The organism is Actinocrispum wychmicini (assembly GCF_004345645.1).
Lineage (GTDB): Bacteria > Actinomycetota > Actinomycetes > Mycobacteriales > Pseudonocardiaceae > Kibdelosporangium > Kibdelosporangium wychmicini.
Genome location: NZ_SLWS01000013.1, coordinates 177,877 through 204,391 on the forward strand (window position 1 = coordinate 177,877; position 26,515 = coordinate 204,391).

General features: G+C 68.9%; 24 protein-coding genes and 1 riboswitch. Of the genes, 18 read left to right on the top strand and 6 right to left on the bottom strand.

Features of this window, described 5'->3' with window-relative positions:
- Window positions 1-45: 45 nt before the first annotated feature.
- The 7 genes from nadD to EV192_RS44250 all read left to right on the top strand — a co-directional run bounded on the left by nadD (window position 46) and on the right by EV192_RS44250 (window position 6,695).
- Window positions 46-660: a nicotinate-nucleotide adenylyltransferase gene (gene nadD, locus EV192_RS44220; protein ID WP_132124739.1), complete on the top strand. Its 615-nt coding sequence runs from the start codon at window positions 46-48 to the stop codon at window positions 658-660.
- Between the two features lie 71 nt (window positions 661-731).
- Complete coding sequence (rsfS, locus tag EV192_RS44225) at window positions 732-1,100, top strand: ribosome silencing factor (protein WP_132124740.1); 369 nt, start codon at window positions 732-734, stop codon at window positions 1,098-1,100.
- Window positions 1,097-1,711, top strand: a complete 615-nt coding sequence (locus tag EV192_RS44230) for a histidine phosphatase family protein (protein ID WP_132124741.1) — start codon at window positions 1,097-1,099, stop codon at window positions 1,709-1,711. The genes rsfS and EV192_RS44230 overlap by 4 nt, the downstream gene beginning before the upstream one ends.
- The gene (octT, locus tag EV192_RS44235; protein ID WP_132124742.1) at window positions 1,708-2,430 is read left to right on the top strand and encodes a diglucosylglycerate octanoyltransferase; all 723 of its coding nucleotides are present in this window, start codon (window positions 1,708-1,710) and stop codon (window positions 2,428-2,430) included. The genes EV192_RS44230 and octT overlap by 4 nt, the downstream gene beginning before the upstream one ends.
- 11 nt (window positions 2,431-2,441) lie before the next feature.
- Window positions 2,442-3,284 carry a DegV family protein gene (locus EV192_RS44240; protein WP_132124743.1) on the top strand — a complete coding sequence of 281 codons (843 nt, stop codon included), beginning with the start codon at window positions 2,442-2,444 and terminating at the stop codon, window positions 3,282-3,284.
- Window positions 3,285-3,432: 148 nt separating this feature from the next.
- Window positions 3,433-4,167, top strand: a complete 735-nt coding sequence (locus tag EV192_RS44245; protein ID WP_132124744.1) for a ComEA family DNA-binding protein — start codon at window positions 3,433-3,435, stop codon at window positions 4,165-4,167.
- A 101-nt stretch (window positions 4,168-4,268) separates the two neighbouring features.
- A complete protein-coding gene (locus tag EV192_RS44250; protein WP_132124745.1) occupies window positions 4,269-6,695 on the top strand; it encodes a DNA internalization-related competence protein ComEC/Rec2 in 2,427 nt (808 codons plus the stop codon).
- A gap of 245 nt (window positions 6,696-6,940) precedes the next feature.
- Here EV192_RS44250 and EV192_RS44255 read toward each other — a convergent pair whose 3' ends face one another.
- Both EV192_RS44255 and thrC read right to left on the bottom strand, forming a co-directional pair.
- Complete coding sequence (locus tag EV192_RS44255; protein ID WP_132124746.1) at window positions 6,941-7,834, bottom strand: hypothetical protein; 894 nt, start codon at window positions 7,832-7,834, stop codon at window positions 6,941-6,943.
- 26 nt (window positions 7,835-7,860) lie between these two features.
- Window positions 7,861-9,117: a threonine synthase gene (gene thrC / locus EV192_RS44260; protein ID WP_132124747.1), complete on the bottom strand. Its 1,257-nt coding sequence runs from the start codon at window positions 9,115-9,117 to the stop codon at window positions 7,861-7,863.
- A gap of 11 nt (window positions 9,118-9,128) precedes the next feature.
- Window positions 9,129-9,243, bottom strand: a riboswitch (SAM riboswitch).
- A gap of 99 nt (window positions 9,244-9,342) precedes the next feature.
- On the opposite strand from thrC, the gene holA reads away from it, so the two are divergent.
- Window positions 9,343-10,323, top strand: a complete 981-nt coding sequence (gene holA / locus EV192_RS44265) for a DNA polymerase III subunit delta (protein WP_132124748.1) — start codon at window positions 9,343-9,345, stop codon at window positions 10,321-10,323.
- 184 nt (window positions 10,324-10,507) lie between these two features.
- On the opposite strand, the gene rpsT is transcribed toward holA, so the two are convergent.
- Complete coding sequence (gene rpsT, locus EV192_RS44270) at window positions 10,508-10,768, bottom strand: 30S ribosomal protein S20 (RefSeq protein WP_132124749.1); 261 nt, start codon at window positions 10,766-10,768, stop codon at window positions 10,508-10,510.
- A 180-nt stretch (window positions 10,769-10,948) separates the two neighbouring features.
- Between rpsT and EV192_RS44275 the strand changes: the two genes are divergently transcribed.
- From EV192_RS44275 to EV192_RS44290, 4 genes are all read left to right on the top strand, one after another.
- On the top strand, window positions 10,949-11,809 hold the full coding sequence (locus tag EV192_RS44275) for a DMT family transporter (protein WP_132124750.1): 861 nt from the start codon (window positions 10,949-10,951) through the stop codon (window positions 11,807-11,809).
- A gap of 180 nt (window positions 11,810-11,989) precedes the next feature.
- Complete coding sequence (locus EV192_RS44280; RefSeq protein ID WP_243727459.1) at window positions 11,990-13,621, top strand: circularly permuted type 2 ATP-grasp protein; 1,632 nt, start codon at window positions 11,990-11,992, stop codon at window positions 13,619-13,621.
- Window positions 13,622-13,639: 18 nt separating this feature from the next.
- On the top strand, window positions 13,640-14,587 hold the full coding sequence (locus EV192_RS44285) for an alpha-E domain-containing protein (RefSeq protein ID WP_132124752.1): 948 nt from the start codon (window positions 13,640-13,642) through the stop codon (window positions 14,585-14,587).
- Window positions 14,584-15,426 carry a transglutaminase family protein gene (locus tag EV192_RS44290; RefSeq protein WP_132124753.1) on the top strand — a complete coding sequence of 281 codons (843 nt, stop codon included), beginning with the start codon at window positions 14,584-14,586 and terminating at the stop codon, window positions 15,424-15,426. The genes EV192_RS44285 and EV192_RS44290 overlap by 4 nt, the downstream gene beginning before the upstream one ends.
- 7 nt (window positions 15,427-15,433) lie before the next feature.
- Here EV192_RS44290 and EV192_RS44295 read toward each other — a convergent pair whose 3' ends face one another.
- The gene (locus tag EV192_RS44295) at window positions 15,434-15,859 is read right to left on the bottom strand and encodes a type II toxin-antitoxin system PemK/MazF family toxin (RefSeq protein ID WP_132124754.1); all 426 of its coding nucleotides are present in this window, start codon (window positions 15,857-15,859) and stop codon (window positions 15,434-15,436) included.
- A 62-nt stretch (window positions 15,860-15,921) separates the two neighbouring features.
- On the opposite strand from EV192_RS44295, the gene lepA reads away from it, so the two are divergent.
- Together lepA and EV192_RS44305 are read left to right on the top strand one after the other, a co-directional pair.
- On the top strand, window positions 15,922-17,769 hold the full coding sequence (gene lepA / locus EV192_RS44300; RefSeq protein WP_132124884.1) for a translation elongation factor 4: 1,848 nt from the start codon (window positions 15,922-15,924) through the stop codon (window positions 17,767-17,769).
- A 93-nt stretch (window positions 17,770-17,862) separates the two neighbouring features.
- Window positions 17,863-18,438 carry a Uma2 family endonuclease gene (locus EV192_RS44305; RefSeq protein WP_132124755.1) on the top strand — a complete coding sequence of 192 codons (576 nt, stop codon included), beginning with the start codon at window positions 17,863-17,865 and terminating at the stop codon, window positions 18,436-18,438.
- Window positions 18,439-19,626: 1,188 nt separating this feature from the next.
- Here the strand turns inward: EV192_RS44305 and EV192_RS44310 are convergent.
- Together EV192_RS44310 and EV192_RS44315 are read right to left on the bottom strand one after the other, a co-directional pair.
- Window positions 19,627-20,064, bottom strand: coding sequence for an HD domain-containing protein (locus tag EV192_RS44310; protein WP_132124756.1), 438 nt, complete (start codon window positions 20,062-20,064; stop codon window positions 19,627-19,629).
- Window positions 20,061-20,348, bottom strand: a complete 288-nt coding sequence (locus EV192_RS44315) for a helix-turn-helix domain-containing protein (protein ID WP_132124757.1) — start codon at window positions 20,346-20,348, stop codon at window positions 20,061-20,063. Before EV192_RS44315 ends, EV192_RS44310 begins: the two co-directional genes overlap by 4 nt.
- A gap of 173 nt (window positions 20,349-20,521) precedes the next feature.
- Between EV192_RS44315 and EV192_RS44320 the strand changes: the two genes are divergently transcribed.
- The 4 genes from EV192_RS44320 to EV192_RS44335 all read left to right on the top strand — a co-directional run bounded on the left by EV192_RS44320 (window position 20,522) and on the right by EV192_RS44335 (window position 26,504).
- Window positions 20,522-22,204 (top strand): chitinase, encoded by a 1,683-nt coding sequence (locus EV192_RS44320; protein WP_132124758.1) that lies wholly within the window; start codon window positions 20,522-20,524, stop codon window positions 22,202-22,204.
- Between the two features lie 68 nt (window positions 22,205-22,272).
- Window positions 22,273-23,307, top strand: coding sequence for a nitronate monooxygenase (locus EV192_RS44325; RefSeq protein ID WP_207926708.1), 1,035 nt, complete (start codon window positions 22,273-22,275; stop codon window positions 23,305-23,307).
- A gap of 54 nt (window positions 23,308-23,361) precedes the next feature.
- Window positions 23,362-24,882, top strand: coding sequence for a DUF885 domain-containing protein (locus tag EV192_RS44330; protein WP_243727460.1), 1,521 nt, complete (start codon window positions 23,362-23,364; stop codon window positions 24,880-24,882).
- A complete protein-coding gene (locus EV192_RS44335) occupies window positions 24,879-26,504 on the top strand; it encodes a DUF885 domain-containing protein (protein ID WP_132124760.1) in 1,626 nt (541 codons plus the stop codon). Before EV192_RS44330 ends, EV192_RS44335 begins: the two co-directional genes overlap by 4 nt.
- Window positions 26,505-26,515 lie beyond the last annotated feature (11 nt).

Below are 26,515 nucleotides of genomic sequence, written 5' to 3' on the forward strand. Positions count from 1 at the left end.
GGGTGATGGCCAGTGTGGCCGATCAAGGCCGCGTACGCTCCGGCTATGTCGAGGGACCGCCGTATCGGGGTCATGGGAGGCACGTTCGACCCGGTGCACCACGGGCACCTGGTCGCGGCCAGCGAGGTTCAGGCCAGGTTCAACCTGGACGAGGTGATCTTCGTTCCGACCGGCGAGCCCTGGCAGAAGGGCGCCCGTGCGGTCAGCCCGGCCGAGGACCGCTACCTGATGACCGTGATCGCCACCGCGTCCAACCCCCGGTTCTCGGTCAGTCGCGTGGACATCGACCGCGAGGGCCCGACGTACACCGTGGACACGCTGCAGGACCTGCGCCTGGCCAGGCCCGGCGCGGACGTCTTCTTCATCACCGGCGCTGACGCGTTGGCGCAGATCCTCTCGTGGCACGACGCGGAGAAGCTCTTCGGCCTCGCCCACTTCATCGGCGTCACCAGGCCGGGCTACACGCTCGACGACCACCATCTGCCGGACGGGTCGGTCACCCTGGTCGAGGTCCCGGCCATGGCGATCTCGTCCACCGCCTGCCGGGAACGCGTCGCCCTCGGCGAGCCGGTCTGGTACCTGGTACCCGACGGGGTGGTGCAGTACATCCAGAAACGTAACCTGTACTCGGCGGAGATCATCGGCGTCCGATCGGAATAGCCGCGCTTGTGCCCGGCGGTGCCGGGTACCCTCAGTACCTTCCACCGCAACGGCCGTACCCGAGGAGAGACGTGGCTGCTACGCCCGACGCACGCAGGTTGGCGCTGGTGGCGGCCAACGCGGCCGCTGATAAGCTGGCCAGTGACGTGATCGTGCTCGACGTGTCCACTCAGCTGGTCATCACCGACTGCTTCGTGATCGCCTCCGCGCCGAACGAGCGCCAGGTCGGGGCCATCGTGGACTTCGTCGAGGAGAAGATGCGCGAGGCCGGCACCAAGCCTGTCCGGCGCGAGGGCGCGCGGGAGGGCCGCTGGGTGCTGCTCGACTTCGTCGACGTCGTCGTGCACGTGCTGCATACGGAGGAGCGCACGTTCTACTCGCTCGAGCGACTGTGGAAGGACTGTCCGCGGATCGAGTTCGCCCCGGAGGCGGCGACGTGACCCTGCGCCGCCTCGTGCTGTGGCGGCACGGGGAGACGGACTACAACGCGTCCAGCCGGATGCAGGGACACCTGGACTCGGCGCTGACCGACGTCGGCTGGAACCAGGCGCGGTTCGCCGTGCCCGCGTTGGCCCGGTTCTCCCCGGACCTGGTGGTCGCGTCCGACCTGCGCCGGGCCATGGACACGGCGAACGTGTTCGTGACGGCGACCGGCGTGCCGATGCGGATCGACAAACGTTTGCGAGAGACAAATCTGGGGATGTGGCAGGGCCTGACGGGCGCCGAGGTGGACGAGTTGTCGCCCGGCGCCCGTGCCATGTGGCAGCAGGACGCGACGTGGGCACCGCCGGGCGGCGAGTCCAGGGTGGAGGTCGCCTCCAGGGCCGCGGATGTGGTCAACGGGCTCGACGAGGGCGAAGCGGAAACGGTCATCCTCGGTACGCACGGCGGCCTGATCACCGCACTGACCGGCCGGCTGCTCAGCTTGCCGATCCCGAACTGGCCGCTCCTGGGCGGGATCGGGAACTGCCACTGGACCGTGCTCGCGCGACGGCCGAGCACCGGGATGGCCTGGCGCCTGATCGCGTACAACGCCGGCATCACCGGATGACCACGCTCCTCGTTTTCGGTGACTCGCTGAGCTTCCACGGCCAGGACGGTCCGCTGCCCGCGGACGACTCGCGGTTGTGGCCGAACATCGCCGCGTCGCTGTTGGGCGGACAGACCGAGCTGGTCGCGGGTTTCGGTTGGACGGCCCGGGACGCCTACTGGTCGTTGGTGGGGGATCCGCGCGTGTGGACGTTGATGCCGAAGGCCACCGTGCTCGTGCTGGGTGTGGGCAGTATGGACACATTGCCCTCGCCGCTGCCCACGTACTTGCGGCAGGGCCTGCGTTATCTCCGTCCGGAGGGGGTGCGCCGGTGGGCTCGTACCCGGTATCTGGCTGCACAACCGTGGCTCGCGCGGGCAATGGGAGGGCGGCCGGTCGCACTGCCGCCTGCTTTGACGGTTCACTACCTTGACCTGATCCTGCGGTCAGTGCGCGCGCTGCGGCCCGACATACCGGCCGTCGGTGTTCTCCCGCCGGTACACCGTGCTTCGGCGTACGCGAGTGTGCACACCGGGCGGATCCCTGGAACGTCGGCACTGTCCCAGTGGGGCGAGCGGGCCGGAGTTCCCATGCTTAACCTGGCCGCCCTGGTCGGGTCGCACGTGCTGGACGGGCACGGCAACCCCGACGGAATGCACTGGGGTTGGGACGGACACAAGATCGTCGGACACGCGCTGGCCTCGCTGATAGAGCAGACCAGCGGCCCCGATCGGACGTAGGCTCCGTGATCATGCGGGTCGTCGTCGTCACAGACTCCACGGCGCACCTGCCGGAAGGCTTCGCGGTCCGGCACTCGGTGCGTGTGGTGCCGCTGCATGTCGTGATGGACGACGAGGTGGGGCTGGACGGCGTCGACATCGGCCCGATGCAACTGGCGAGCGCCCTGTCGCAGAGACGTGTGGTCACCACGTCACGACCGTCGCCGCATGAGTTCGCCAAGGTCTACCAAGCGGAACTGGACGCGGGCGCGTCCGCGGTGGTGTCGGTGCACCTGTCCCGACACCTGTCGGGCACATGGGACTCGGCACGGCTGGCCGCTGAGGAGATCGGGTCGGACCGGGTGCGGGTGGTCGACTCACGGACAACCGGTATGGGCTTGGGATTCGCCGCGCTCCGGGCCGCCGCGATGGCCGCTGACGGGGCGTCAGCCGAGGATGTCGAGGCCGAGGCTGTGCGGGCGGCGGCGGACACTCGGACCTTCTTCATGGTCGAGACGCTGGAGTATCTGCGTCGCGGTGGGCGGATCGGCGCCGCCGCGGCTTTGGTGGGAACGGCGTTGGCGGTGAAGCCCGTGCTGCACGTGTCGGATGGACGGATCGTTCCGCTGGAGAAGGTCCGTACCGCCAGTCGGGCCCTGACGCGGCTCGTCGACCTGGGCGTGGAGGCTGCCGGCAGCGGTCGGGTCGAGTTGGCCGTGCACCATCTCGCCGCGCCCGAGCGGGCCGCGGAACTCGCCACCAGATTAGAGGAAAGACTGCCTCGGTCGGCCGGCTGTGTGGTCTCCGAGCTGGGAGCCGTGATCGGCGCGCACACCGGCCCTGGCGTGCTTGGGGTCGTTGTTCTCCCAGCGTGAGCTGGATTTCCAGGCCGGCTAGCACACGCCACCGACACTTTCCCGAAGTGATCTTGGTTTTCGGCCGAGTTGTCCCCATGCCCCGAGTTGTCCACAGTTCGCCCAAGCGATCTCCCTCCGTCCATCCACCCCACCTACGGTCGAAACCATGTTCGACACATTGCGGCGCCGCGCCGCCCAAGCCGGAATCCCCAGCGCGCGACTGCGGGAACTCGTCACCACACCACTCACCAGAGACGAGGAGTGGGTGGACGAGACGCCGCCCGAGGCACCCAGGTCACGTTTGTCCAGACGAAGACTGACGATCGTGCTGGGAGCCGTGGTGGTCGCGGCTTGCTGTGCTGTGCTCGGATTGTTGTTGTCCCGTCCCGAAAGGGAGTCGCCCCCGCCGTTGCCGGCAGCGGTGGCGACAGTGCGTGGACGCGCCCCGGCGTCGACACCAGGTCCTAGTTCCACGTCAGTTCCCGCGCCTGCGACGCTTGTCGTGAGCGTCGTGGGGCATGTGCCCACGCCTGGGCTCGTTACGGTCACGGAAGGTGCGCGGGTGGCGGACGCCGTGCGCGCCGCCGGTGGTGCGTCCGATGTGGACACAGTGCCGCTCAACATGGCCAGAAGGCTGGCTGATGGCGAACAGGTGTATGTGGGCATCCCAGCGGCACCGGACGTGGTCACGCCGCAGCCGAGGCCCGGCAAGGTCGATCTCAACGCGGCCAACGTGTCCCAGCTGGACGACTTGCCGGGGGTCGGCGCGGTCACGGCCCAACGCATCGTCGAGTGGCGGACCCGGCACGGCCGGTTCGCGACAGTCGAGCAACTTCGGCAGGTCGACGGCATCGGTGACAGCAAGTTCACGCGGCTCAAGGACCTGGTGACCGCCAGATAGCTCCTTGGCTCGCGGCTGCGGCCTGGCCGCCGTTCGGGCGGCAGGACTTCGACGTCGTCAGCGCTTGGTGACTGTGTTCATTGATGGAATCGGGATGGACCATGAGTTTTCGTTCGCTGGATCCGTTGAGTTTCCGGGACTGGCGGCTCGTTCCAGCGGCTTTGGCCGTGTGGCTGGCCGCGCTCGTCGGGTCGCTTGTCGGCTGGTGGTGCGCTCTGGCCGTCGGCGCGTTGTCAGCCTGTTTGGGCGTGTGTGTCCTTTGCGGGCTCCTCGTTCGAGCGCCCAATGTGCGGACCCTGTCGCCTGGAGCCGTGGTGGTGCGTGAACGGTGGTTGCGTCAGGGTGTTGGCTGGTCCTTGGTGGTCTGCGGGGCACTGTCGATGGTGCCGACCTCGTTGCGGCTCCGAGCCGCCGAAGACGACCCGTTGCGGCCACACGCTCAGCGGGGCGAGACAGCGCTGCTGACCGTTGAGTTGGCGGACCGACCACGTCCGATCTTCTCCACCGGGTTCGGCGGGCAAGAGGCCGGAGTGCGTTCGGCGATGGTGTCGGCTGACGTTCGACAGGCCGAGGTCGGTTCGCGGATGGTGGCGTCGCACGGCAAGGTCCTGCTGCTCGTGCCGATCGAGGGATGGGCAAGGTTGTTGCCAGGACAGGAAGTCAGGGCGAACGGCGAGCTCGCCACCAGTGACTCGGCAGTGGCCGTGCTGCGCGTGCGTGGGCCACCGGAGGGTGTCACGCCGGCTCCGATCTGGGAACGTGCTGCGGAGTCGTTGCGTGCGGGCCTGCGTCAAGCGGCCGGGGTGTTGTCCGACGAGGCCGCCGGACTGCTGCCCGCGTTGGTGGTCGGTGACACGGTTGCTCTGCCGCATCGCGTGATCGACGAGTTCCGTGCGGCCGGCATGTCGCACCTGCTCGCGGTCAGCGGGGCCAATCTGGCGATCGTCGGCGTGGCGACGCTGCTGTTGTTGCGTGCCATACGGCTCGGTCCCCGTTGCTGTGCCGTCGGCGCCGGGATGGTCGTGATCGGCTTCGTTGTCCTGGCGGGGCCGGAGCCGAGCGTGCTGCGGGCGGCGGTGATGGGTGGCGTCGGTCTGCTGGCGCTTGCCGCCGGGCGACAGCAAGCGGCGTTGCCGGCGTTGGCCGTGTCGGTGATCGTGCTCCTCCTGCACGAGCCATCGATGGCGACGAGTCTCGGGTTCGTCCTGTCCGTGCTGGCCACTGCGGCGCTCATCCTGGTGGCGTCCAGGTGGACGCGGTTCATGGCGGGTCGAGGAGTGCCGCGCGTGATCGCCGAAGCCTTGGCGGTGCCGGCGGCCGCACATCTGGCGACCGCGCCGGTGATCGCGGGGATGAGCGGCACGGTCAGCCTGGTCGCGATCGGGGCGAACCTGGTGGTCGCACCGGTCGTGGCACCGGCCACCGTGCTCGGCCTGCTCGCGGCGGTCGTCGCGGGACCGTGTCCCTGGCTGGCCGAGTTCCTGGTTCGCCTGGCCGGGCCTGAACTCAGTTGGATGGTCACGGTCGGCCGGCACGCGGCGGCCATGCCAGGCGGCACGGTGGACTGGCCGGCGGGCTGGTGGGGTGGCGTGCTGCTGGCTCTGCTCGTTGTCGCGACAGTCGTGGTGCTGCGTCGGAAACAGTTGCGGACATTGGCAATTGCCGTGGTCGCGGGGCTGCTTGTCGTGATCGTGCCGGTTCGGGTACTGACGCCTGGCTGGCCGCCGTCCGGATGGTCCGCCGTCGCGTGCGATGTCGGACAGGGCGACGCGGTGGTGCTGGCCACGGCGGAGCCGGGGCGTGCGGTCCTGGTGGACACCGGACCGGACCCAGGTGCGGTCGCCGGATGCCTTGGTCGGCTCGGGGTGTCCAGGATCCCGTTGGTGATCCTGAGCCACCTGCATGCGGACCACATCGGCGGCCTCGCCGCGGTGCTCGACGAGCACGCGGTCGGTGCGGTGGCCGTCGGCTCGGCCCGGCTGCCCGGGTGGGCTTGGCGACAGGTCCAGTCGGCGGCTGAGCGCGGCCGTGTGCCGCTGCTGTGGTTGTCCATCGGCCAGCGACTGGACTGGCCAGGTTTGTCCATCGAGGTCCTCGGCCCGCGGGTCGTGGACACCAGAGAGGAAGGTGACGCGACCGGAACGGAGATCAACAACGGCTCGCTCGTCCTGCGCGCGACCACTCACAGTGGCCGGATGCTGCTCACTGGCGACGTCGAACTGGCCGCGCAGGCGGACCTGCTCGACTCCCATGTGGACCTCAGGGCCGAAGTTCTGAAAGTCCCGCACCACGGAAGCAGGTACACAGCGCCGGAGTTCCTCGACGCTGTGCGTCCACGGGTCGCGTTGATCAGTGTCGGAGCCGGCAACCGCTACGGCCATCCCAGCGCCGGCACGATCAACTACCTGTCCGGGAAAGGGGCGACAGTCCTGCGCACGGACCAGGACGGCGACTCCGCGGTTGTCGGCGACAGCGGTGAACTGGCCGTGGTCAGACGTGGTGAGCCACGTGGCCCACCCAATGGCTAGCAGCGGGGCCTGCCGGGCAGGGTGACGGCGCTCGTGGAGTGCTGGTGTGGGGCCATCCGGATGGCTGGCCGGGCCGGGCGGGGGCGGTCAGGGTGCGCCGCGCGGCCACCCGGTCGCTAGCCGCGAGCTCGCTGGCCAGGGCCAAGACACCGGTGGTGTGCCGGTGTGGGCCATCCGGTGGCTGGCTGCGGGTTGTGGGAAGGGTGGAGGCGCTGACGGTTGCGGGCGTCGGCGCCGCCGCTCCTTCAGCGCATGCCCTTCAGCATTTCGCGGAGATGCGTCTCGCTGACCGGGGCGAAGTGGGCGTCCAGGTTCAGCACGTGACCCGTGCCGTCCTTGCTTGGCGAACGGACTGTCGCGGTGACGTGGAAGGCGGTGGCTTCGATGCCGACTGCCACGTCCATGCGGTAGCCGGGCTCGCGGAGGAGTGTCACCACACGTTCACCTTCGCGAGTGTCGAGGATGTGCTGGGTGGCTTCGGCGAAGGCTCGGATCGCCTCTTCCGTTGCCGGGCGCGACAGGCGTGGGTTCAGGGTGACCAGCCATTGGTTGTCGCCGGGGCGGCGGGCGATGTCGAGACGGGCCGCGTTGGACTCGTTGGCGCGGTTGGCGAACGTGGTGATCACGTTGGCCGACTGGGGCATGTCGGCGCTGGCCGGGCCGGCCGTCGCCAACCGGTGCAGCAGCGTCCGGAACGCCGACCTGAGTGGTTCCGCGTCGGGCGGGTTGAGGTGGAACTCGACGCAGCTGGTGCCGGCTTCGTTGCGGTACAGCGGCTCGCCCGCGGCGCTCACGCCGACGAAGTCCTGTCGGTGGTCGAACCACGCCCAGATCGTCAGGTAAGGGCCGTCTTCGTCGACACCTGTCATCGTGTCGACGCTGACGCGGTCGTCGCCGAACACGGTGACCTCGTCCTCGCCCTGATCCTGGTCCAGCGCGGCGAGGGCGCCTTCGGCGAACCTGCGTAACGTCTCCGGCCTGGTCACCCCGCCGGCGTAGCCCGGCAGGGCGACCAGCCACCTGCGTTCCCGTTCGTGCCACAGCACCGAGAGGCCCTTGACCGGATGCTGGCCGAACAGCTTCATGTCTCCGAAGTAGACGACCGGCTCGGCCGTCCTCACTAAGGCGTCGTGATCCACGGGCGCAGGTTAGCGCCCGCCGAAGGTCACAACCCGAGTGCCTCGTGCACAGCCGCCGCCGAGGGCGGCACGGTGGCGCGCGGGCCGATGTGGTTTTCGATCGCGTCGAGGGTCTTGAGACCGTCGCCGGTGATCAGCAGGACCGTTTCGGCGTCCGGGTCGAGCTTTCCGGTCTCGACCAGCTTCTTCGCTGTCGCCACGGTCACGCCGCCAGCGGTCTCGGTGAAGATGCCTTCGGTCCGGGCCAACAGCCGGATGCCTTCGACGACTTCCTCGTCGGTGACGTCCTCGATGGCGCCGTTGGTGCGACGCACCACGTCCAGCACGTACGGGCCGTCGGCCGGGGCGCCGATCGCCAGCGACCGGGCGATCGTGTCGGGGCGGACCGGCTGGACCACGTCGTGGCCCGCCTTGTAGGCCGCGGACACCGGGGAACATCCGGTCGCCTGGGCGCCGAACACGCGGTACGGCGTGGCCTCGACCAGGTCGAGCTCGCCGAGCTCGCGGAATCCCTTGTCCACTTTGGTCAGTTGGGCGCCGGAGGCGATCGGCACGACCACCTGCTCGGGCAGCCGCCATCCGAGCTGTTCGGCGATCTCGTACGCGAGGGTCTTCGAGCCTTCCGCGTAGTACGGCCGGACGTTGACGTTGACGAACGCCCAGTCCTCGTGTTCCGCCGCCAGTTCGGTGGCCAGGCGGTTGACGTCGTCGTAGTTGCCGTCCACCGCGATCAACGCGCCGTCGTACACCGCGGTCGTGAGGATCTTGGCCTTCTCCAGCGACGACGGGATCAGGACCACGGACTCCCAGCCCGCGCGTGCGGCAGCGGCCGCGGTGGCGTTGGCCAGGTTCCCGGTGGAGGGGCAGGCCAGCACCTTGAACCCGAGTTGGCGGGCGGCGGCCAGCGCCACTGCCACGACGCGGTCCTTGAACGAGTGCGTCGGGTTGCCGGTGTCGTCCTTGACCCACAGGCTCCGCAGGCCGAGCGCGGCGGCCAGCCGGTCGGCGCGGACCAGGCGGGTCAGCCCCGGCTGGGTGTTCGGGTGACTGTCCACATCGGACGGGACGGGTAGGAGGCCACGGTAGCGCCAGATGGATCGGGGTCCCGCTTCGATGTCCGCCCGCCGGACCTGGCCGAACGAATAGGCGACCTCGAGCGGGCCGAAACACTCGGCACACGCGAATTCGGGCGCCAACGGGATCTGGTGGCCGCACTCACGGCAGGACAAAGCCTTGGCAGGGCCGAGGTCGAAGGTGGTCGGTGCACCGACTGTGGTCGTCATCGCGAGGTATCTCCTCATCTTTCCCGCTGTCGCGGGTCGGAATTGGCACCTGTACGCCACCGTGAACGGTGAGCGCTGGTTGCCGGGGCTTCTACGGGCCGATCCCTCTGCCCCTCTGGATGAGCGGTATTCAGTTGTCGGGGACCCACGTTACGGCACCGCGGGAACTCCGTGCCACCCGAAGTGCCCACTATCCGAGAACCATGGACGTGGCAGGATGCGTGTGTGAACGCCCCGGCCGTGACGCCCGAGCCGCTGCAACTGGTGGTAGGCGAGGAAGAGCTACTGGTGGAGCGGGCTGTTCGGGCCGCGCTGGACGCGGCCCGGCTCGCCGACCCCACGGCGGACCTGACCAGGGTCCGGGTGGCTGAGCTCACAGTTCCGCAGCTCACAGAGCTGGTGAGCCCGTCGCTGTTCGCCGAGGCGCGGGTGGTGGTCCTCGAAGCCGCGCACGAGGCCACCCAGGAGATCGCGGACGCGGTGATCGGGTACGGCAAGGACCCGGCCGACGGTGTGGTGCTGGTGGTGGTGCATTCAGGTGGCGGACGGACCAAGGTCGCCAAGGCGCTGCCGGCGGCGTTGAAGAAGGCCGGGGCGTTCGTGACCGAGTGCCCCAAGATGACCAAACCCGCGGAACGTGAGGACTTCGTCCGGAACGAGATCCGCAGGGCGGGTGGCCGGACCGACGCGCCCGGGGTGTCCGCGCTGATCGAGACGGTCGGCTCGGACCTCCGGGAACTGGCGTCCGCGGCGGCCCAGCTGGTGGCGGACACCGACGGCAAGGTCGACGAGGAGGCAGTCCGCCGCTACCACAGCGGCCGGGCCGAGGTGAACGGCTTCGCGGTCGCCGACAAGGCCGTGGTGGGGGACCTGCCCGGGGCATTGGAGGCGCTGCGGTGGGCCATGCAGCTCGGCGTTCCGCACGTGCTCGTCGCGGATGCCCTCGCGGACGCGGTCCGGACAGTGGCACGGGTGGCCCCGCTCGGCCGGATCGACCCGTTCAAGATGGCCGGCGAGCTGGGGATGCCGCCTTGGAAAGTGCGCAAGGCCATGGGCCAGTGCCGAGGATGGCACCCGGCTGGGCTGGCCGACGCGATGCAGATCGTCGCCGCGCTGAACGCCGACGTGAAAGGCGTCGCGGCGGACGCCGGATACGCCCTGGAGCTGGCGATCATCAAACTCGCGCGTGCGCACAGGCGCGCCTAGCCGGCACCTGCGGCGCGACTTCGGCGGGGTGGCCTGCAAGGCGTCCGCGAAGGAGGGGCGCCTGAGGGCCAGGATGTCGTGGCGGGCGAGTGGGGATCAGGCCCTCCACCAGGGCCGCTCAGGGAGGCCGGACAGGGCAAAGGGGCCTCACCCGCTGCGGTAAGGCCCCTCTGCGAGCTCTGGGTCAGAGGCTGTTCGCGACCTTGGCCATGGCCGACTTCTTGTTGGCGGCCTGGTTGGGGTGCAGGACACCCTTGCCGGCGGCCTTGTCCAGGCTGCGGCTGGCGACCCGGAACAGCTCCGCGGCCTTGTCCTTGTCACCGGCTTCGGCGGCCTCGCGGAACTTCCGGATGGCGGTCTTCACCGAGGACTTGACGGACTTGTTGCGCTGGCGACGAACCTCGTTCGTCCTGATGCGTTTGATCTGCGACTTGATGTTGGCCATGCGGCTACTCCTCAGCGTTCGCTATCCGGATTGCCGTACCGCGCTGAGCTTCGGCCCCGCGAGCGCGGGCTTCCTCCAGGTCGGAATGCCACACGGTACGACTTGGACATCGTAACAGCGGGTGATCCGGGCTCAAAAACCAGGCGTGCCGGACCCGGGTGATGCGCCAGGGTGATGGTCATGAACCCGGCCGCCGTGAGTCTCGTCCTTGTCGCCGCTCTCGCTCACGCCGCATGGAACTTCTCAGCCAAACGCGCCGGCGGCACCGGGGCCGCGTTCGTGTGGCTGTACCAGGTCGCCTCGGCAGTGCTGTGCCTTCCCGTCGCGGTCATGGCGCTGGTGCTGTCGCACGCGACGCCGAACTGGTCGTGGCTGTTCGCGGCCGCTGTGAGTGGGGTCATGCACATCTTTTACGGGCTGGCGCTGCAACGCGGGTACGGCGTTGGTGACATGTCCGTGGTGTATCCGGTGGCGCGGGGTAGCGGGCCGTTACTTTCGGTGATGGCGGCGGTGCTGTTGCTGCACGAGCACCCAGGGTGGATGGGGGTGGTGGGAGCGGCGTTCGTCGTCGCGGGCGTGTTCGTCATCGGGTTCGGCGGCACTCGGCGCGACAACCCGATCGGGCCAAGCCTGTTCTACGGCGTGCTCACCGGTGTCGCCATCGCCGGATACACACTCTGGGACGCGCACTCGGTGAACACGCTCGAGGTGCCTCCGCTGATCTACCTGTGCATCGGCTCGATCCTGCAAAGCACGATGCTCGCGCCCTACGCGATGCGTCGTCGCGAGCAGGTCGTGCGGCTATGGCGCGCTCATCGGGTCGATGTCCTTGTCATCGGTCTCCTGTCGCCGATCGGATACATCCTCGTGCTCTACGCCATGCGGATCGCGCCGGTGAGCATGGTGGCACCGGCCAGGGAGCTGTCGATCGTGGTCGGGAGCGTGATCGCGTGGCGGTGGCTCGGCGAACCCGACCCGGTCCGGCGGCTCTTCGGGGCGGCCATCGTGCTGGCCGGAGTGGCCGCCATCGCAGTGGCCTGAACCCAGTGGCCTGAACCCAGTGGCCTGAACCCAGCGGCCTGAACCCAGCGGCCTGAACCCAGCGGCCTGGGGACGGGACAGTGGTGGCACGGACATCGGAGGTTTCTGGCTCGTAACGCCGAGCATTTTGGCCGGACAGAGTAGTGCGTCCAGGCGTTTCGCTGAGTCAAGATGTCGACCATGAGCCGGCGAACTGTGACATCCCGCGCGAAGGCCGTGCCGTTGGCGAACGGGCACGCTCCTTTGTTCGACGGTTATCTGGATCCGGCTCGTCCGCATCCTGGGGCTTATGACGAGATGTTCGCGGAGGCGGCGACCGTGCGGTCGGCCTACCGGACGTTGTACGACTCGTTGGCGCCCTCCGAGGTCTCCGACCTGGCCGCTCGGGCCGAGGCGTTGGACCGGGCGTTCGTCGACCAGGGCATCACGTTCTCGCTGTCCGGGAAGGAGCGGCCGTTCCCGCTCGACCTGGTTCCCCGGGTGATCACCGCGGCCGAGTGGTCCAGGCTGGAACGGGGCATTGTGCAGCGGGTGCGGGCGTTGGAGATGTTCCTCGCCGATGTCTACGGCGACGTGCAGATCGTTCGGGACGGGGTGCTGCCGCGCCGGCTGATCACCTCCTGCGCGCATTTCCACCGGGAGGCCGCCGGGATCTCGCCGCCCAACGGGGTCCGCATCCACGTCGCCGGGATCGACCTCATCCGGGACGAGGCCGGTGTGTTCCGGGTGCTGGAGGACAACCTGCGGTGCCCGTCCGGGGTTTCGTACGTGATGGAGAACCGTCGCACGATGGCCCGGGTGTTCCCGGATCTTTTCGCGCGCCACCGGGTTCGCGCGGTCGGGGACTACGCCGGGCACCTGCTGCGTGCGCTCCGGGCGTCCGCCGCGGCGAACGTGGCTGATCCGACCGTCGTGGTCCTCACCCCCGGTGTGCACAACTCCGCGTACTTCGAGCACTCGCTGCTCGCCCGGCAGATGGGGGTCGAGCTGGTCGAGGGCCGGGACCTGTTCTGCCGCGACAACACCGTGTACATCCGCACCACCGAGGGGGAACGCCAGGTCGACGTCATCTACCGGCGCATCGATGACGACTTCCTCGACCCGGTCCAGTTCCTGCCGGACTCGGTCCTCGGGGTGGCCGGCCTGGTGAACGCGGCACGGGCCGGCAACGTCGTGATCGCCAACGCGGTCGGCAACGGCGTCGCCGACGACAAGCTCGTCTACACGTACCTGCCGGAGATCGTGCAGTACTACCTCGGCGAGAAACCGCTGCTGCCCAACGTGGACACGTTCCGGTGCTGGCTGCCGGACGAACGCGCGCACGTGCTCGACCACCTGGACGAACTGGTGATCAAGCCGGTCGAGGGCTCCGGCGGGTACGGCATCGTGTTCGGCGCCGACGCCACCGCGCCGGAGCTGGCCCGGCTGCGGCGCAAGATCAAGGGCGACCCGCGCGGGTGGATCGCCCAGCCCGTGGTCCAGCTGTCGACCGTGCCGACCAAGATCGGCAACCGGCTGGTGCCGCGGCACGTGGACCTGCGGCCGTTCGCGGTGAACGACGGCAACTTCGTGTTCGTCCTGCCCGGCGGACTGACCAGGGTGGCGCTGCCGGAGGGCAGCCTGGTGGTCAACTCGTCGCAGGGCGGCGGTTCCAAGGACACCTGGGTCCTGGCCGCCCGGTCGTCCACTGTGGAGCGTGAGCTGGCCGAGCCGGGCCTGGCCGAGCAGGCCGAGGTGGACTCGCCCGCCGCCGACCAAGGACCTGAGCTGTCCACCACGCAACAGCAGCAACAGCAACAACAACAGGCGTAGGCCCGGAGGGGAGGCACGATGCTCGCGCGCAACGCCGAGTCGCTGTACTGGATCGGTCGCTATGTCGAACGGGCCGACGACACCGCCCGGATCCTCGATGTCTCCGTGCACCAGTTGCTCGAGGACGCCACGGTCAACCCGGACGCGACCAGCCGGCAGCTGCTGGCCGTCCTGGGCATCGAGCCGCCCGACGGCGAATCGCTGGACGTGTGGTCGCTGACAGAACTGGTCGCGTACTCCGGGGACCACGCCGGGTCGATCGTCGCGTCGGTCACCAGCGCCAGGGAGAACACCCGGGGCGCCCGTGAAGTCGTCTCCACCGAGATGTGGGAATGCCTCAACGCGATGTGGAACGCCGTGCCCGAACGGCAGCGGTACGCCCGGCAGATGGGGCCGCACTCGTTCTTCCAGTTCGTGGAGGAACGGGCCGCGATGTTCGCCGGCCTCGCCGACTCGACCATGAGCCGCGACGACGGCTGGCGGTTCCTCGTGCTGGGCCGGTCCGTGGAACGGGTGGACATGATCGTTCGGCTGCTGCTGTCCAGGGTCAGTGACAAGGCCTCGTCGCCGGGCTGGGTGACCGTGCTGCGGTCCGCGGGCGCACATGACACGTACCTGCGCACGTACCGCGGCGCGTTGGACGCCGCGCGGGTCGTGCAGTTCATGTTGCTGGACAGGCTTTTCCCACGTTCGGTGTTCTACTCGCTGCGCCAGGCGGAGGCGTGCCTGGAACAACTCGACCACCAGCCGGACGTCCGCGTCGGCGCACGCGCGGAAGCCCTGCGGCTCCTGGGCCGGGCGCGCAGCGACCTGGAGTTCCTTCGGCCCGCGGACCTGTTGGAGGACTTGCCGCGCCGGCTGCGAAGGCTGCAGACGACCGTGCGTGAGGTCGGTGAGGCAGTGTCACAGCAGTACTTCCACACCGCGCCATGGGTCGCGTGGACCAACGCGGAGGTGTCGTCGTGAGCTGGCGCGTCCGAGTCGTGCACACCACCGGCTACCGGTACCGGTCGGTGGTCACCCAGTCCTACAACGAGGTCCGCGTCACGCCCCGGTCCGACCGCAAGCAGAACCTGGTGGTGAGCCGGGTGGAGACGACACCCGCGACCCGCCAGTACCGGTACACCGACTACTGGGGCACCGCCGTCACGAGCTTCGACCTGCGCGCTCCGCACACCCAACTGAAGATCGTCGGGGCGTCCGTGGTGGAGACGAGCGGCGAGGTGGAGCCGATCCGCACCGGCAGCTGGGCCGACCTGCGCGAGGAGAACCTCGTCGACCGGTACACCGAGTTGCTCGAACCCACGAAGTACGTGCCGAAGGACCGGGAACTCGCCGCGGTCGCCCGCGGGCTGCGCAAGGGCAAGACGCCTGGCGATGCCGTCCTCGACGCCTCCCAGTGGGTGCACGAGAGACTGAAGTACCAGCCAGGCACCACAGGCGTGCACTCCTCGGCGGTCGACGCGTACGCCGCGGGCGAAGGCGTGTGCCAGGACTACGCGCACGTCACGCTGGTGTTGTTGCGCGCCATGGGGATACCGGCCCGATACGTCTCCGGATACCTGCACACCAAGCCGGACGGCGAACCCAAGGAGACGGTACGCGGCGAGAGCCACGCGTGGATCGAGGCGTGGACCGGCGGCTGGTGGGGCTACGACCCGACCAACGCGGTCCGGGTCGGGCCGCGGCACGTCTGGGTGGCGCTCGGCCGCGACTACGCCGACGTGACCCCGCTGAAAGGGATCTACTCCGGCGGGGACGCGACGGCTCTCGAGGTGACGGTCGACATCACGCGGTTGGCGTAGACGCTCGTCAGCCCATCCGGGCGTTGATGGCCTCCGCGACGTGCTCGAACCGGTCCGGGTCCAGGATCGAGCCCTCCCGGCGGATGTCGTCCTCGTCCAGCTCGTAGATCCGGTCCAGGCGGACGTACGACTCGCGGCCGTCCCGGTCCCACGCGCCGCGGCCCAGGTCCAGCCAGCCTCGCTCGCCCTTGTGGTCCCTGCTCGACAGCATCACCGCGAGCAGATGCCGCCCGGACCGGCCGATCACCAGCAGTGGCCGGTCCTTGCCGCGATCCGGGTCCTCCTCGTACGGCACCCAGGCCCACACGACCTCGCCCGGGTCGGCCAGGCCGTCCAGGTCGGGGGAGTAGTCCAGGGTCGCGCCAGGGGCCAGGACGTGCACCTGCCGCACACCGCCGCGGGCGGGCTTGGGGTCTTCGCCGGGATCACGCACGCGGCGAGCGTACTGGTCATGGGACTATTAGACGGTCAGGCATGCAAACAGCGAGGAAATCAGTGGCCACGTTCGCCGATACGACGTTCACGCCGCCGGAGCGCATCCGGAACTTCTGCATCATCGCCCACATCGACCACGGCAAGTCCACCCTGGCCGACCGGATGCTGCAGCTCACAGGCGTGGTCGAGGAACGCGCCATGCGAGCCCAGTACCTGGACCGGATGGACATCGAGCGGGAACGCGGCATCACCATCAAGGCGCAGAACGTCCGGCTGCCCTGGGTGATCGACGGCGAGGAGATCGTGCTGCACCTGATCGACACCCCCGGGCACGTGGACTTCACCTACGAGGTGTCCCGGGCGCTGGAGGCGTGCGAGGGCGCGATCCTGCTGGTCGACGCCGCGCAGGGGATCGAGGCGCAGACCCTGGCGAACCTCTACCTCGCCCTGGAGAAGGACCTCACGGTCGTGCCGGTGCTGAACAAGATCGACCTGCCGGCCGCCGACCCGGAGAAGTACTCACGTGAGTTGGCGCACATCATCGGGTGCGAGCCGGAGGACGTGCTGCGGGTCTCGGCCAAGACCGGCGAGGGCGTCCGGGAGCTGCTCGACGCCGTCGTGCGCCAGGTGCCGGCGCCGACCGGGAACGCGGACGCGCCGGCCCGCGCGATGATCTTCGACTCGGTGTACGACACGTACCGCGGCGTGGTCACGTACATCAGGGTGGTGGACGGGAAGATCACGCCGCGGGAGCGGATCCGGATGATGTCCACCGGCGCCGTGCACGAGCTGCTCGAGGTCGGGATCATCTCGCCGGAGCCCAAGCCGAGCGTCGGTCTCGGGGTCGGCGAGGTCGGCTACCTGATCACCGGAGTGAAGGACGTCCGTCAGTCCAAGGTCGGTGACACGGTCACCGCGGAGCGCAAGGGCGCCACCGAGGCGCTGGCCGGGTACCGGGAACCGAAACCGATGGTCTACTCCGGACTGTACCCGCTGGACGGTTCGGACTACCCCGACCTGCGCGAGGCACTGGACAAGCTCCGGCTGAACGACGCCGCGCTGACGTACGAGCCGGAGACCTCGGCCGCGCTGGGCTTCGGATTCCGCTGTGGCTTCCTCGGTCTGCTGCACCTGGAGATCACCCGGGATCGGCTGGAGCGCGAGTTCGGCCTCGAGCTCATCTCGACCGCGCCGAACGTGGTCTACCGCGTGGTCACCGACGACGGCACCGAGACGACCGTGACGAATCCGTCCGACTGGGTGGACGGCAAGATCATGGAGGTCTACGAGCCGATCGTGAAGACCACGGTGATCTGCCCGAGCGAGTTCATCGGCACGGTCATGGAACTGTGCCAGAGCCGCCGTGGCCAGCTCGGCGGCATGGACTACCTCTCGGAGGACCGCGTCGAACTGCGGTACACGATGCCGTTGGCGGAGATCATCTTCGACTTCTTCGACTCGCTGAAGTCCCGCACCCGCGGCTACGCCTCGCTGGACTACGAGGACGCCGGCGAGCAGACCGCGAACCTGGTCAAGGTCGACATCCTGCTGCAGGGCGAGCCGGTGGACGCGTTCAGCGCCATCGTCCACCGGGACGCCGCCTACACCTACGGCACCCGGATGGCCACGAAACTGCGCGAACTCATTCCGCGGCAACAGTTCGAGGTGCCGATCCAGGCCGCGATCGGCTCCCGCGTGATCGCCCGCGAGACGATCCGCGCGATGCGCAAGGACGTCCTGGCCAAGTGCTACGGCGGTGACATCACCCGGAAGCGCAAGCTGCTGGAGAAGCAGAAAGAAGGCAAGAAGCGGATGAAGATGGTCGGCCGCGTGGAGGTCCCCCAAGAGGCCTTCGTGGCCGCGCTGTCCACCGACGAGGCCGGCGACAAGCCCAAGGGAAAGAAGTAACCCGATCGAGTGAAGCTCCCGCAACCAAGATCAACAACGAAGGTTTCTGTCGGTCCCCTCTGATCCACTTGGCAGCGTGGAGAAAGGAGGCCGATGACAGAAATGGTGGCCGGCTTGCCCGGCGGTTCGGGTCCGTTCGCAGTCAGGGACCTGGAGCGGATGCCCGATGACGGACGTCGCTACGAGTTGCTGGACGGGGTGCTGATCGTCAGCCCGATACCTGGCACCCGGCATCAGAAGATGGTGGTGGGCTTGGCCGCTGTGTTGAACCGGTCGTGCCCGGACGATTTGCACGCCTTGATCGGGCCGTTCGCGGTACGCCCAGGGCCCGATACCGAGCTGCAGCCCGACGCGCTTGTCGCCCGCGCCGAGGATCTGACCGAGGAGCTGTTGCCGGTCGCGCCGCTCTTGACCGTTGAGGTGCTTTCGCCGAGCACCGCACTGATCGACATCAACACCAAGAAGGCCGCCTACCAGCGGATGGGAGTGCCGAGCTACTGGATCATCGATCCGGTGGACGCGCGGCTGACCGTGTTCGAACTGGACGACGCCGGGGTCTACGCCCAGGTTGCCGAGGTCAAGGGCGAGGACGGGGTGGAGGTGGAACGGCCGTTCCCGGTGCGGGTGGTGCCGGCGGAACTGCTGGGGACACTGTGGCGCCGGGTCTAGGTTGGTGGCGGGGTGGGCCTACCAGGCCAGGCAGCCGGCCAGGAAGCGGCTCGACAGGTCAGGAGGGCGGCAGGGCAGCCGCGCTGGTGGGCCGGGTCGGGTAGCCGGGCTGGCGGGTCAGGAAGGCGGGTCGACGAGGCGGGCCGGCAGAGCAGGTGGTCGGGCTCACGGGCCGGGCCGGCAGGTCGCGGGGTGGGCGAGTCCGTGGGCTGGGCTGGTGGGCTGAGCAGTTGGGTCAGGAAGCCGGCTGCGGGCCGGGCACGTGTTCGAGTGGGCTGATTGGTCGGGCGGCCGGGTGAATGAGTCGCGAAGGCGGACAGCCGGGTCGGGTAGCCAGGCTGGTGAGCCGGTGGGTCGAGAAGCCGGGCAGGTGAGCCGGGTGACTGGGTCTGTGGGCCGGGAAGCCGGGCAGGTGAGCCGAGTAGCAGGGTCAGTGGGCCGGAAGCCGGGCCGGTGAGCCGAGTAGCTGGGTCAGTGGGCCGGAAGCCCGGGCAGGTGCCGAGCGCCTTGGTCAGTGGGTCGGAAAGCGGGGCTGGGTGCTGGGTCGCGGCGTTCCGGATGGGCTGGTGAGCCGGGTAGGTGGGTCAGTTGGTCGGCAGGCAGGGCTGGCGGGCTGGGTCGGTGGGTTGTAAAGGCGGGCTGGCGGATCGAGTGGCTGGGCTGTCGCGCCGGTTGCTGGGCTGGATAACCGGGCTGCGGGTTAGGAAGGCGGTCCGTGCTGGTGGCCACGCGGGCGGGCTGCGTCACTGGTTCGGGAAGCCGGGCTGGCGGATCGGGTAGCTGGGCTGGCGGCCGGATTGATGGTCAGGCAGCTGACCGGCGGCCGGGTTGGTGGCCGGGCAGTTGGGCTGGTGGGCCGGGTTGTTGGTCAGGCAGCTGGCTGGCGGCTGGGTTGGTGGTCGCGCAGTTGGGCTGGTGGGCCGGGTTAGTGGTCGCGCAGCGGGGCTGGCGGGCCAGGTTGGTGGTCGGGTAGCTGGGTCGGTTCGGGGCGCGGTGTTCCGGTGGGCTGGGTCGCGGCTGAAGGCCGTCGGTGGGTGAACGCGTTCGCCAGCTCTGCCGTTCGTTGACAGGCAACGCGTTCGCCGACCCTGCCGGTTGTCGACGAGCAACGTTCGCTGACCCTGCTCTTCGTTGACGGGACCGGGGTGTTCCGGCGTTTGGTGGGGAGTCGAGCCGGGTTGGGTACTGTCAGCCGGCTAGGTCGTCCAGGACGCGGATTGCTTTGGCGTACTTGGCTTTGAGGCGATTTTGGGTGGCTGGGTCGAGGGCGTCCATTCGGATGGGGTCGGTGTTGTCCGCTATGTCGGCGCGCTTGACCGTTACAGCTGTGGGGTCTTTGGCTACTCGGATCAGGTAGGCGGATTGGGGTTCGTCGTCGCCTCGGCTGAGGGCTATCACGGTGGTGACTACTGCTTCGGGGCAGCCGGCGGCTCGGAGGTCGTCGGCGGTGACCGGGGTGTCTTCGATGACGTCGTGGAGGACCGCGGCCATTTTGGCGTGGTCTCCTTCGACGCGGGCCATCACCCGCATCGGGTGGCCGATGTACGGATTGCCGGACAGGTCTATCTGGGTGGCGTGGGCGTCGCGGGCGATCCGGATGGCGTCGTCGAGGGTGAAAGCCGTCATATCAGTGTCACCTCTTGGTTGTCGAAGTCCACGACGATCCTGAGTCTGCCTCCGATGGCGGCAGCGTACCGGCGGATTGTGTCGACCTCGAACAGCTGCACGTCGCCGCGTTCCAGTTGGCTGATCCTGGCCTGGCTCACGCCCATCGCGTTGGCCAGTTCGGTCTGCGTGAAACCGGCTCGCTTGCGAAGCTCGCGCAGCCGGTAGCCGCCGATGTAGGCGCCGAGTGACCTACGGGCCTCGGCGGCGTCGGCTTGGGCCTTGGTTTCTTTCCAGGGAAGCATTTTCGCCCTCCTCAGCGGTGCGCTGCGAATATAACGCCGACCTTCTATTCGTCGGGTGTCGAGCGGCACTGGGTGCCAGAGTGGCGGCATCTGGGGGTTGACAAAGGGTATTGGTCTAGTCCATTTTGGTGGTGTAGACCACAAACCGGGCGCGGGTGTGGAGAAGATCAACAATGGCCAGTAGGGTCTGGCGGCTGTTCTCGGCCGCCGTCTTAGCCATCGCCGCCCTCGCCCTGGTTCCGGCTGGTCCGGCCGCGGCGGCGAACATCGTCTCGAACCCCGGGTTCGAGACGGGCACCACCAGCAGTTGGACCTGTTCCAACGCAACGGTTGCGAACAGTCCCGTGCACAGTGGCGCCAAGGCGCTGGCCGGCACGCCCGCCGGGCAGGACTTCGCCCAGTGCACGCAGTCGATCATCGTCGTGCCGAACACCAAGTACACGCTCAGCGCCTGGGTCAACGGCAGTTACACCTACGTCGGGGTGACCGGCACGGGGACGACCGACACGAGCACGTGGACCCCGGTCGCCGGCCAGTACACCCAACTGTCGGTCGGCTTCACGACCGGCGCGAACACCAAGAGCATCACGGTCTTCGTGCACGGCTGGTACGGCCAGCCCACGTACTTCGCGGACGACTTCACCATCGACGGTCCCGGCGGCGGCGACCCGAACCCGCCGGTCGTCCCGAACCCGCCCACCGGGCTGTCCGGGACCGCGACCAGCGACACGACGTCGTCCCTGAATTGGTCCGCGGTGTCGAACGCGACCAGCTACAACGTCTACCGCAACGGTACGAAGATCGGCTCGTCGACGAGCGCGTCGTTCAACGACTCCGGCCTCACCGCGCAGACGACGTACAGCTACGCGGTCACGGCGGTCAACACGGCCGGTGAGTCGGCGAAGTCCACCGCGGTGTCCGTGACCACCCCGCAGAGCGGCGGCGGCAACCCGGGCGGTGGCTCGTTGCCGAAGCACGTGCTCACGGGGTACTGGCAGAACTTCTTCAACGGCGCCAGGGCACTGAAGCTGGCTGACGTGCCCGCCACGTACGACATCATCGCGGTGGCGTTCGCCGACGCCGTCCCGAGCCGGCCCGGCGGGATCAGCTTCACGCTGGACTCCGGCCTGTCGTCGCAGCTCGGCGGGTACACCGACGCCCAGTTCCGGGCGGACATCAAGACCGTGCACGCCCGTGGCCAGAAGGTGATCATCTCGGTCGGCGGCCAGAACGGCACGATCTCGGTCGGCGACAGCACGGCCGCGAACAACTTCGCCAACGACGTGAAGGGCCTGATCGCCACCTACGGGTTCGACGGTGTGGACATCGACCTGGAGAACGGGATCAGCGCCGGACCGATGGGGTCCGCGCTGCACAGCATCGCCGCCGGCGGTGGCTCGGTCATCACGTTGGCACCGCAGACGATCGACATGCAGTCCACCGGCAACGGCTACTTCCAGTTGGCGTTGAACATCAAGGACGTGCTGACCGTCGTCAACATGCAGTACTACAACTCCGGTTCCATGAACGGCTGTGACCAGGGCGTCTACAGCCAGAGCACGGTGAACTTCCTGACCGCGTTGGCCTGCATCCAGTTGCAGGGCGGTCTGCGGCCGGACCAGGTCGGGTTGGGGTTGCCGGCGTCGACGAGCGCCGCCGGCGGTGGCTTCCAGTCGCCGGGCAACGTCAACAACGCGTTGGACTGCCTGGCCAGAGGGACCAACTGCGGCAGCTTCAAGCCGAGCACCACCTGGCCGGCGATCAGGGGCGCGATGACCTGGTCGATCAACTGGGACGCCACGAACAGCTTCCAGTTCGCGAACACTGTCGCACCGCACCTCGATACCCTGCCTTGAGGTGCTCCGGGAGTGGCTCTCGTCTCCGCCCACGGACGAGAGCCACTCCTTGGACTATCGTCGAATCCATGTACGCCAAGCTGCCGGTGATCGTCGCCCCGATGGCGGGCGGTCCGTCCACTCCGGACCTTGTCGCGGGGGCGGCGGACGCCGGCGCCTTCGGTTTCCTGGCCGCCGGCTATCTCACCGCCGACGGTCTGAAAGCCCAGCTCGACCGGACCAGAGGCCTTACCGGTCAGGCGTTCGGCGTGAACCTGTTCCTGCCCAGCACAAGGTCCACTGTGGACCTGAGTGGCTACCGTGAAGCGGTCACGGCCGAAGCTCGGCGCTACGGCGCTGAGCCGGGCGAGCCGGTGTGGAACGACGACAACTATCCGGCCAAGGTTGACCTGCTGGTGGCCGACCCGGTTCCGGTGGTGTCGTTCACGTTCGGTGTTCCGTCGACGAATGACGTGGAACGGCTACACGCGGCGGGTACCCAGGTTGTCGTCACTGTCACCACACCGGGCGAGGCGCGTAAGGCCGCTGAGGTGGGCGCGGACGCGTTGTGTGTGCAGGGTTTCGAAGCTGGTGCGCACCGGGGGATCTTCGTGGACGACGGGTCGCCGGCCGGCGGCCCGACCTACGGGCTGCTGGCCGCGTTGCGGCTCGTGCAGGCGGAAGTGGATTTGCCGTTGATCGCGGCCGGGGGACTGGTGCACGGCGCGGACATCGCGGCCGTGCTGGCCGCGGGCGCGAAGGCCGCCCAGCTCGGCACCGCTTTCCTCGGCTGCCCGGAGGCGGGCACCCAGCAGGTGCACCGGGAAGCGCTCAAGTCGGTCAGGGACACCGCGTTCACCAGGGCGTTCAGCGGTCGCCCCGCTCGTGGGCTGGTGAACCGCTTCATGACCGAGCACGACGGTCCGGCCGCGTACCCCGAGGTCCACAACATGACCCGGCCGGTGCGAGCCGCCGCGGCCAAGGCGGGTGATCCGGAGGCGATGTCGCTGTGGGCGGGCCAGACGTACCCGGTGGCGCCGTCCGGCCCGGTGCGGGACGTGGTGGCTCAGTTGGCGACGCAACTGCGTGCGGCGATCAGCAGCGTTGCGCAAGTACTTCCGTAGTGGCCGGATCGAATTCGTATGCCACCTGACCGTCCGAGCGGGCAGGATGTGGGGGTGATCGATCAACTCGCCGACGAGTTGCTGGACGTGCTGACGCGTCGTGACCCGCTGGGTGACTTCTACGGCGACTTTCCGGCCTACGCCGACCGCCTGCCCGACCCGGATCCCACGGCTGAGGCCGCGCTGGCGGACCAGGCCCGCCGGATCGCCGCCCGCGCCGCCGAGGAGCCGCCGAGCGCCACTCGCGGTGTCGTGCTGCACCATGCCCAGACGGTGTTGACCCTGGTCGAGTCGAGGCTGGTGGAGCACACCATGTGGGACTTCCAGGTCTCCGCGTTGGCCCAACTGCTCGGCACGCTGCCGGTCAGCGTCGGCGACTACCCGGCCCGGCTCGCCGCGATCCCGGACTACCTGGCGAAATGCGCGGACCGCCATCGGTCCGGACGCAAGCCCGTGGCCAGGCGGGTGCAAGCCGCGGTCGCGCGGATCGACGCCCACCTCGCCGACCCGGCGAACGACCCGTTACGCAGGGAGCCGGAGAACGAGCAGGTGCTGGCGGACGTGGTGCGGCCGGCGTTCGCCCGGTACCGGGACGTCCTCGCGGGGCTGGACAGTCGAGCGGACGACCAGCCCGGCCTGTGCTGGCTGCCGGACGGCGAAAGCGTGTACGCGTCGCTCGTCCGGATGCACACGACCACCGAGCAGAGCTCGGCTCAGCTGCACCAGATCGGCCTGGACCTGCTGGCGGAGCTGGATGGGGAGTTCGCCCGGGTCGGCGGCGGGCCCGCAGCGGAGGTGCGCGAACGTTCGCGGCAGGCCCGCTACCGCAGCCGGGAGGAGGTGCTTGCCATCCCGCGTGCCGCGCTGGAACGGGCCGAGCGGGCCGCGCCCGACTGGTTCGGCCGGATCCCGGAGCGGCGCTGCGCGATCGAGGAGACGCCGCCGGACAAGGCACCCGGTCAGTCCGTGGCGTACTACGTGCCGCCGACCGCGACGTACCACGCCAACACGTACCGCTGGGAGGAACGCGACCGGTCCATCGCCGAGGCGAACGCGTTCCACGAAGCCGTTCCCGGGCATCACTTCCAGATCACCCTGGCCAGGGAACTGACCGGGGTCCCGAGGCTGACGCAGGTCGCGTACATCAACGCGTACCTCGAAGGCTGGAGCCTGTACTGCGAGCGGCTCGCCGACGAGATGGGCCTCTACTCCGACGACATCTACCGGTTGGGCATGCTGGCGAACGCGGGCATGCGGGCCGCGCGACTCGTCGTCGACACGGGACTGCACGCGTTCGGCTGGTCACGGCCACGGGTCGTCGACTTCCTGCGGGCGAACACCGCGATGAACGAGGTCGAGGTGCAGCAGGAGACCGACCGGTACATCGAGAACCCGGGGCAGGCGCTGTCGTACATGGCCGGGCGGCTGGCGATCGACCGGATCCGGGCCCGGGCGGAGCAGGTGCTGGGGTCGGCCTTCGACATCCGGATGTTCCATGATGTGGTGTTGGGGACCGGCCCGGTGCCGATGGCGGTGCTGGACGACGTGGTCACCGAGTGGATGGGGGCAGCATGAGCGAACTGGAGCGGATCGCCGAGAAGGTGCTCGACCTGATCGTGGAAGAGGACCCGCTCGGCGAGATGATCCAGGGCTTCCCGGGAGTCGACGCCATGCTGAGCGACCTGGACGAGGCGGCTGAGGCGGACCTGAAGGACCGGGCGCTCAAGCTGGCCGCGGCCGCCCGCGCGGCGGACGCGGCCGACTGGGTGACCCGCGAGGTCACGATCACCCAGGCCGAGGCGATCGCCGCGCGGGCCGACTCGAAGCTGGTCGAGCACGCCGTGGCGGACCTGGAGGTCTCCGCGATCTCGCGGCTGCTCGTCCGGGTCCCGCTGGGCCGGCCGCGCGACCAGCGGGACTACTTCACCCGGCTCGCGGCGATCCCCGAGTATCTGCGGAAGGCCGCGGTCAGGCACCGGGCGGGCGTCGCCGCGGGTCGGGTTCCGGTGCGGGCGCGGGCGGAGTTCGCGGTCTCGCACCTGGAGCACTATCTGGCCGATCCGGCGAACGACCCGTTTCGCCATGTGCCTGTGGCCGACACGGCCGAACGGGACCGCCTGATCGACGACGTCGTCCGGCCGGCGTTCGCTGCGTACCGCGAGGTGCTCAAGGACGAGATCGCCCCGCACGGCCGTCCGCAGGACAAACCGGGTCTGTGCTGGCTGCCCGACGGCGACGCCGTGTACGCGTCCCTCGCGCGCATGCACACGACGACCGACCGGACGGCTGAGGACCTGCACCAGACCGGGCTGGACCTGATCGAGCAGCTGGCCGAGGAGTACGTGGCGATCGGGTCGAAGGTGTTCGGCGTCAAGACCGTCGAAGAGGTGCACCAACGACTGCGGACCGATCCCGCGATGCGCTGGACGAGCGCCGAGGAGATGGTGGCGCACGCCAAGGCGACGATGGAACGCGCTGAGGCCGCGGCGCCCGACTGGTTCGGGCTGTTGCCGTCGCAGCGCTGTCTGGTGGAGGCGACACCGGAGGCGGACGAGCAGAACGCGGCGGTCGCGTACTACTACCCGCCCGCGGTCGACGGTTCCCGGCCGGGCGTCTACTACGCGAACACGTACCGCGCGACCGAACGGGACCGGTATGTCTCCGAGGCGACCGCGTTCCACGAGGCCGTGCCGGGACATCACTTCCAGTGCGTGATCGCGATGGGCCTGACCGGGCTGCCGAAGCTGCGGCGGCACTCGTACGTGAACTCGTACGCGGAGGGCTGGGGCCTGTACTGCGAGCGCTTGGCCGACGAGATGGGCCTGTACTCCGACGACATCGCGCGGCTGGGCATGTTGGCGATGGACTCGATGCGGGCGGCGCGGCTGGTCGTGGACACGGGCCTGCACAGCTTCGGCTGGTCGCGCGAGCGGACCATGGCGTACCTGCGGGCCAACACCGTGATGTCCGAAGTGGACGTCAAGGCGGAGACCGACCGGTACATCGAGATGCCCGCGCAGGCACTGTCCTATATGGTCGGACGGCTGGAGATCCTCCGGCTGCGCGCCCGCGCGCGACAGGAGATGGGTCCGGCCTTCGACATCAAGGGGTTCCACGACCTCGTGTTGGGCAGCGGATCGTTGCCGCTGACCGTGCTCGACCAGGTCGTCGCCGACTGGGCCAAGGCAGCCAAATGAGTGGACACAGC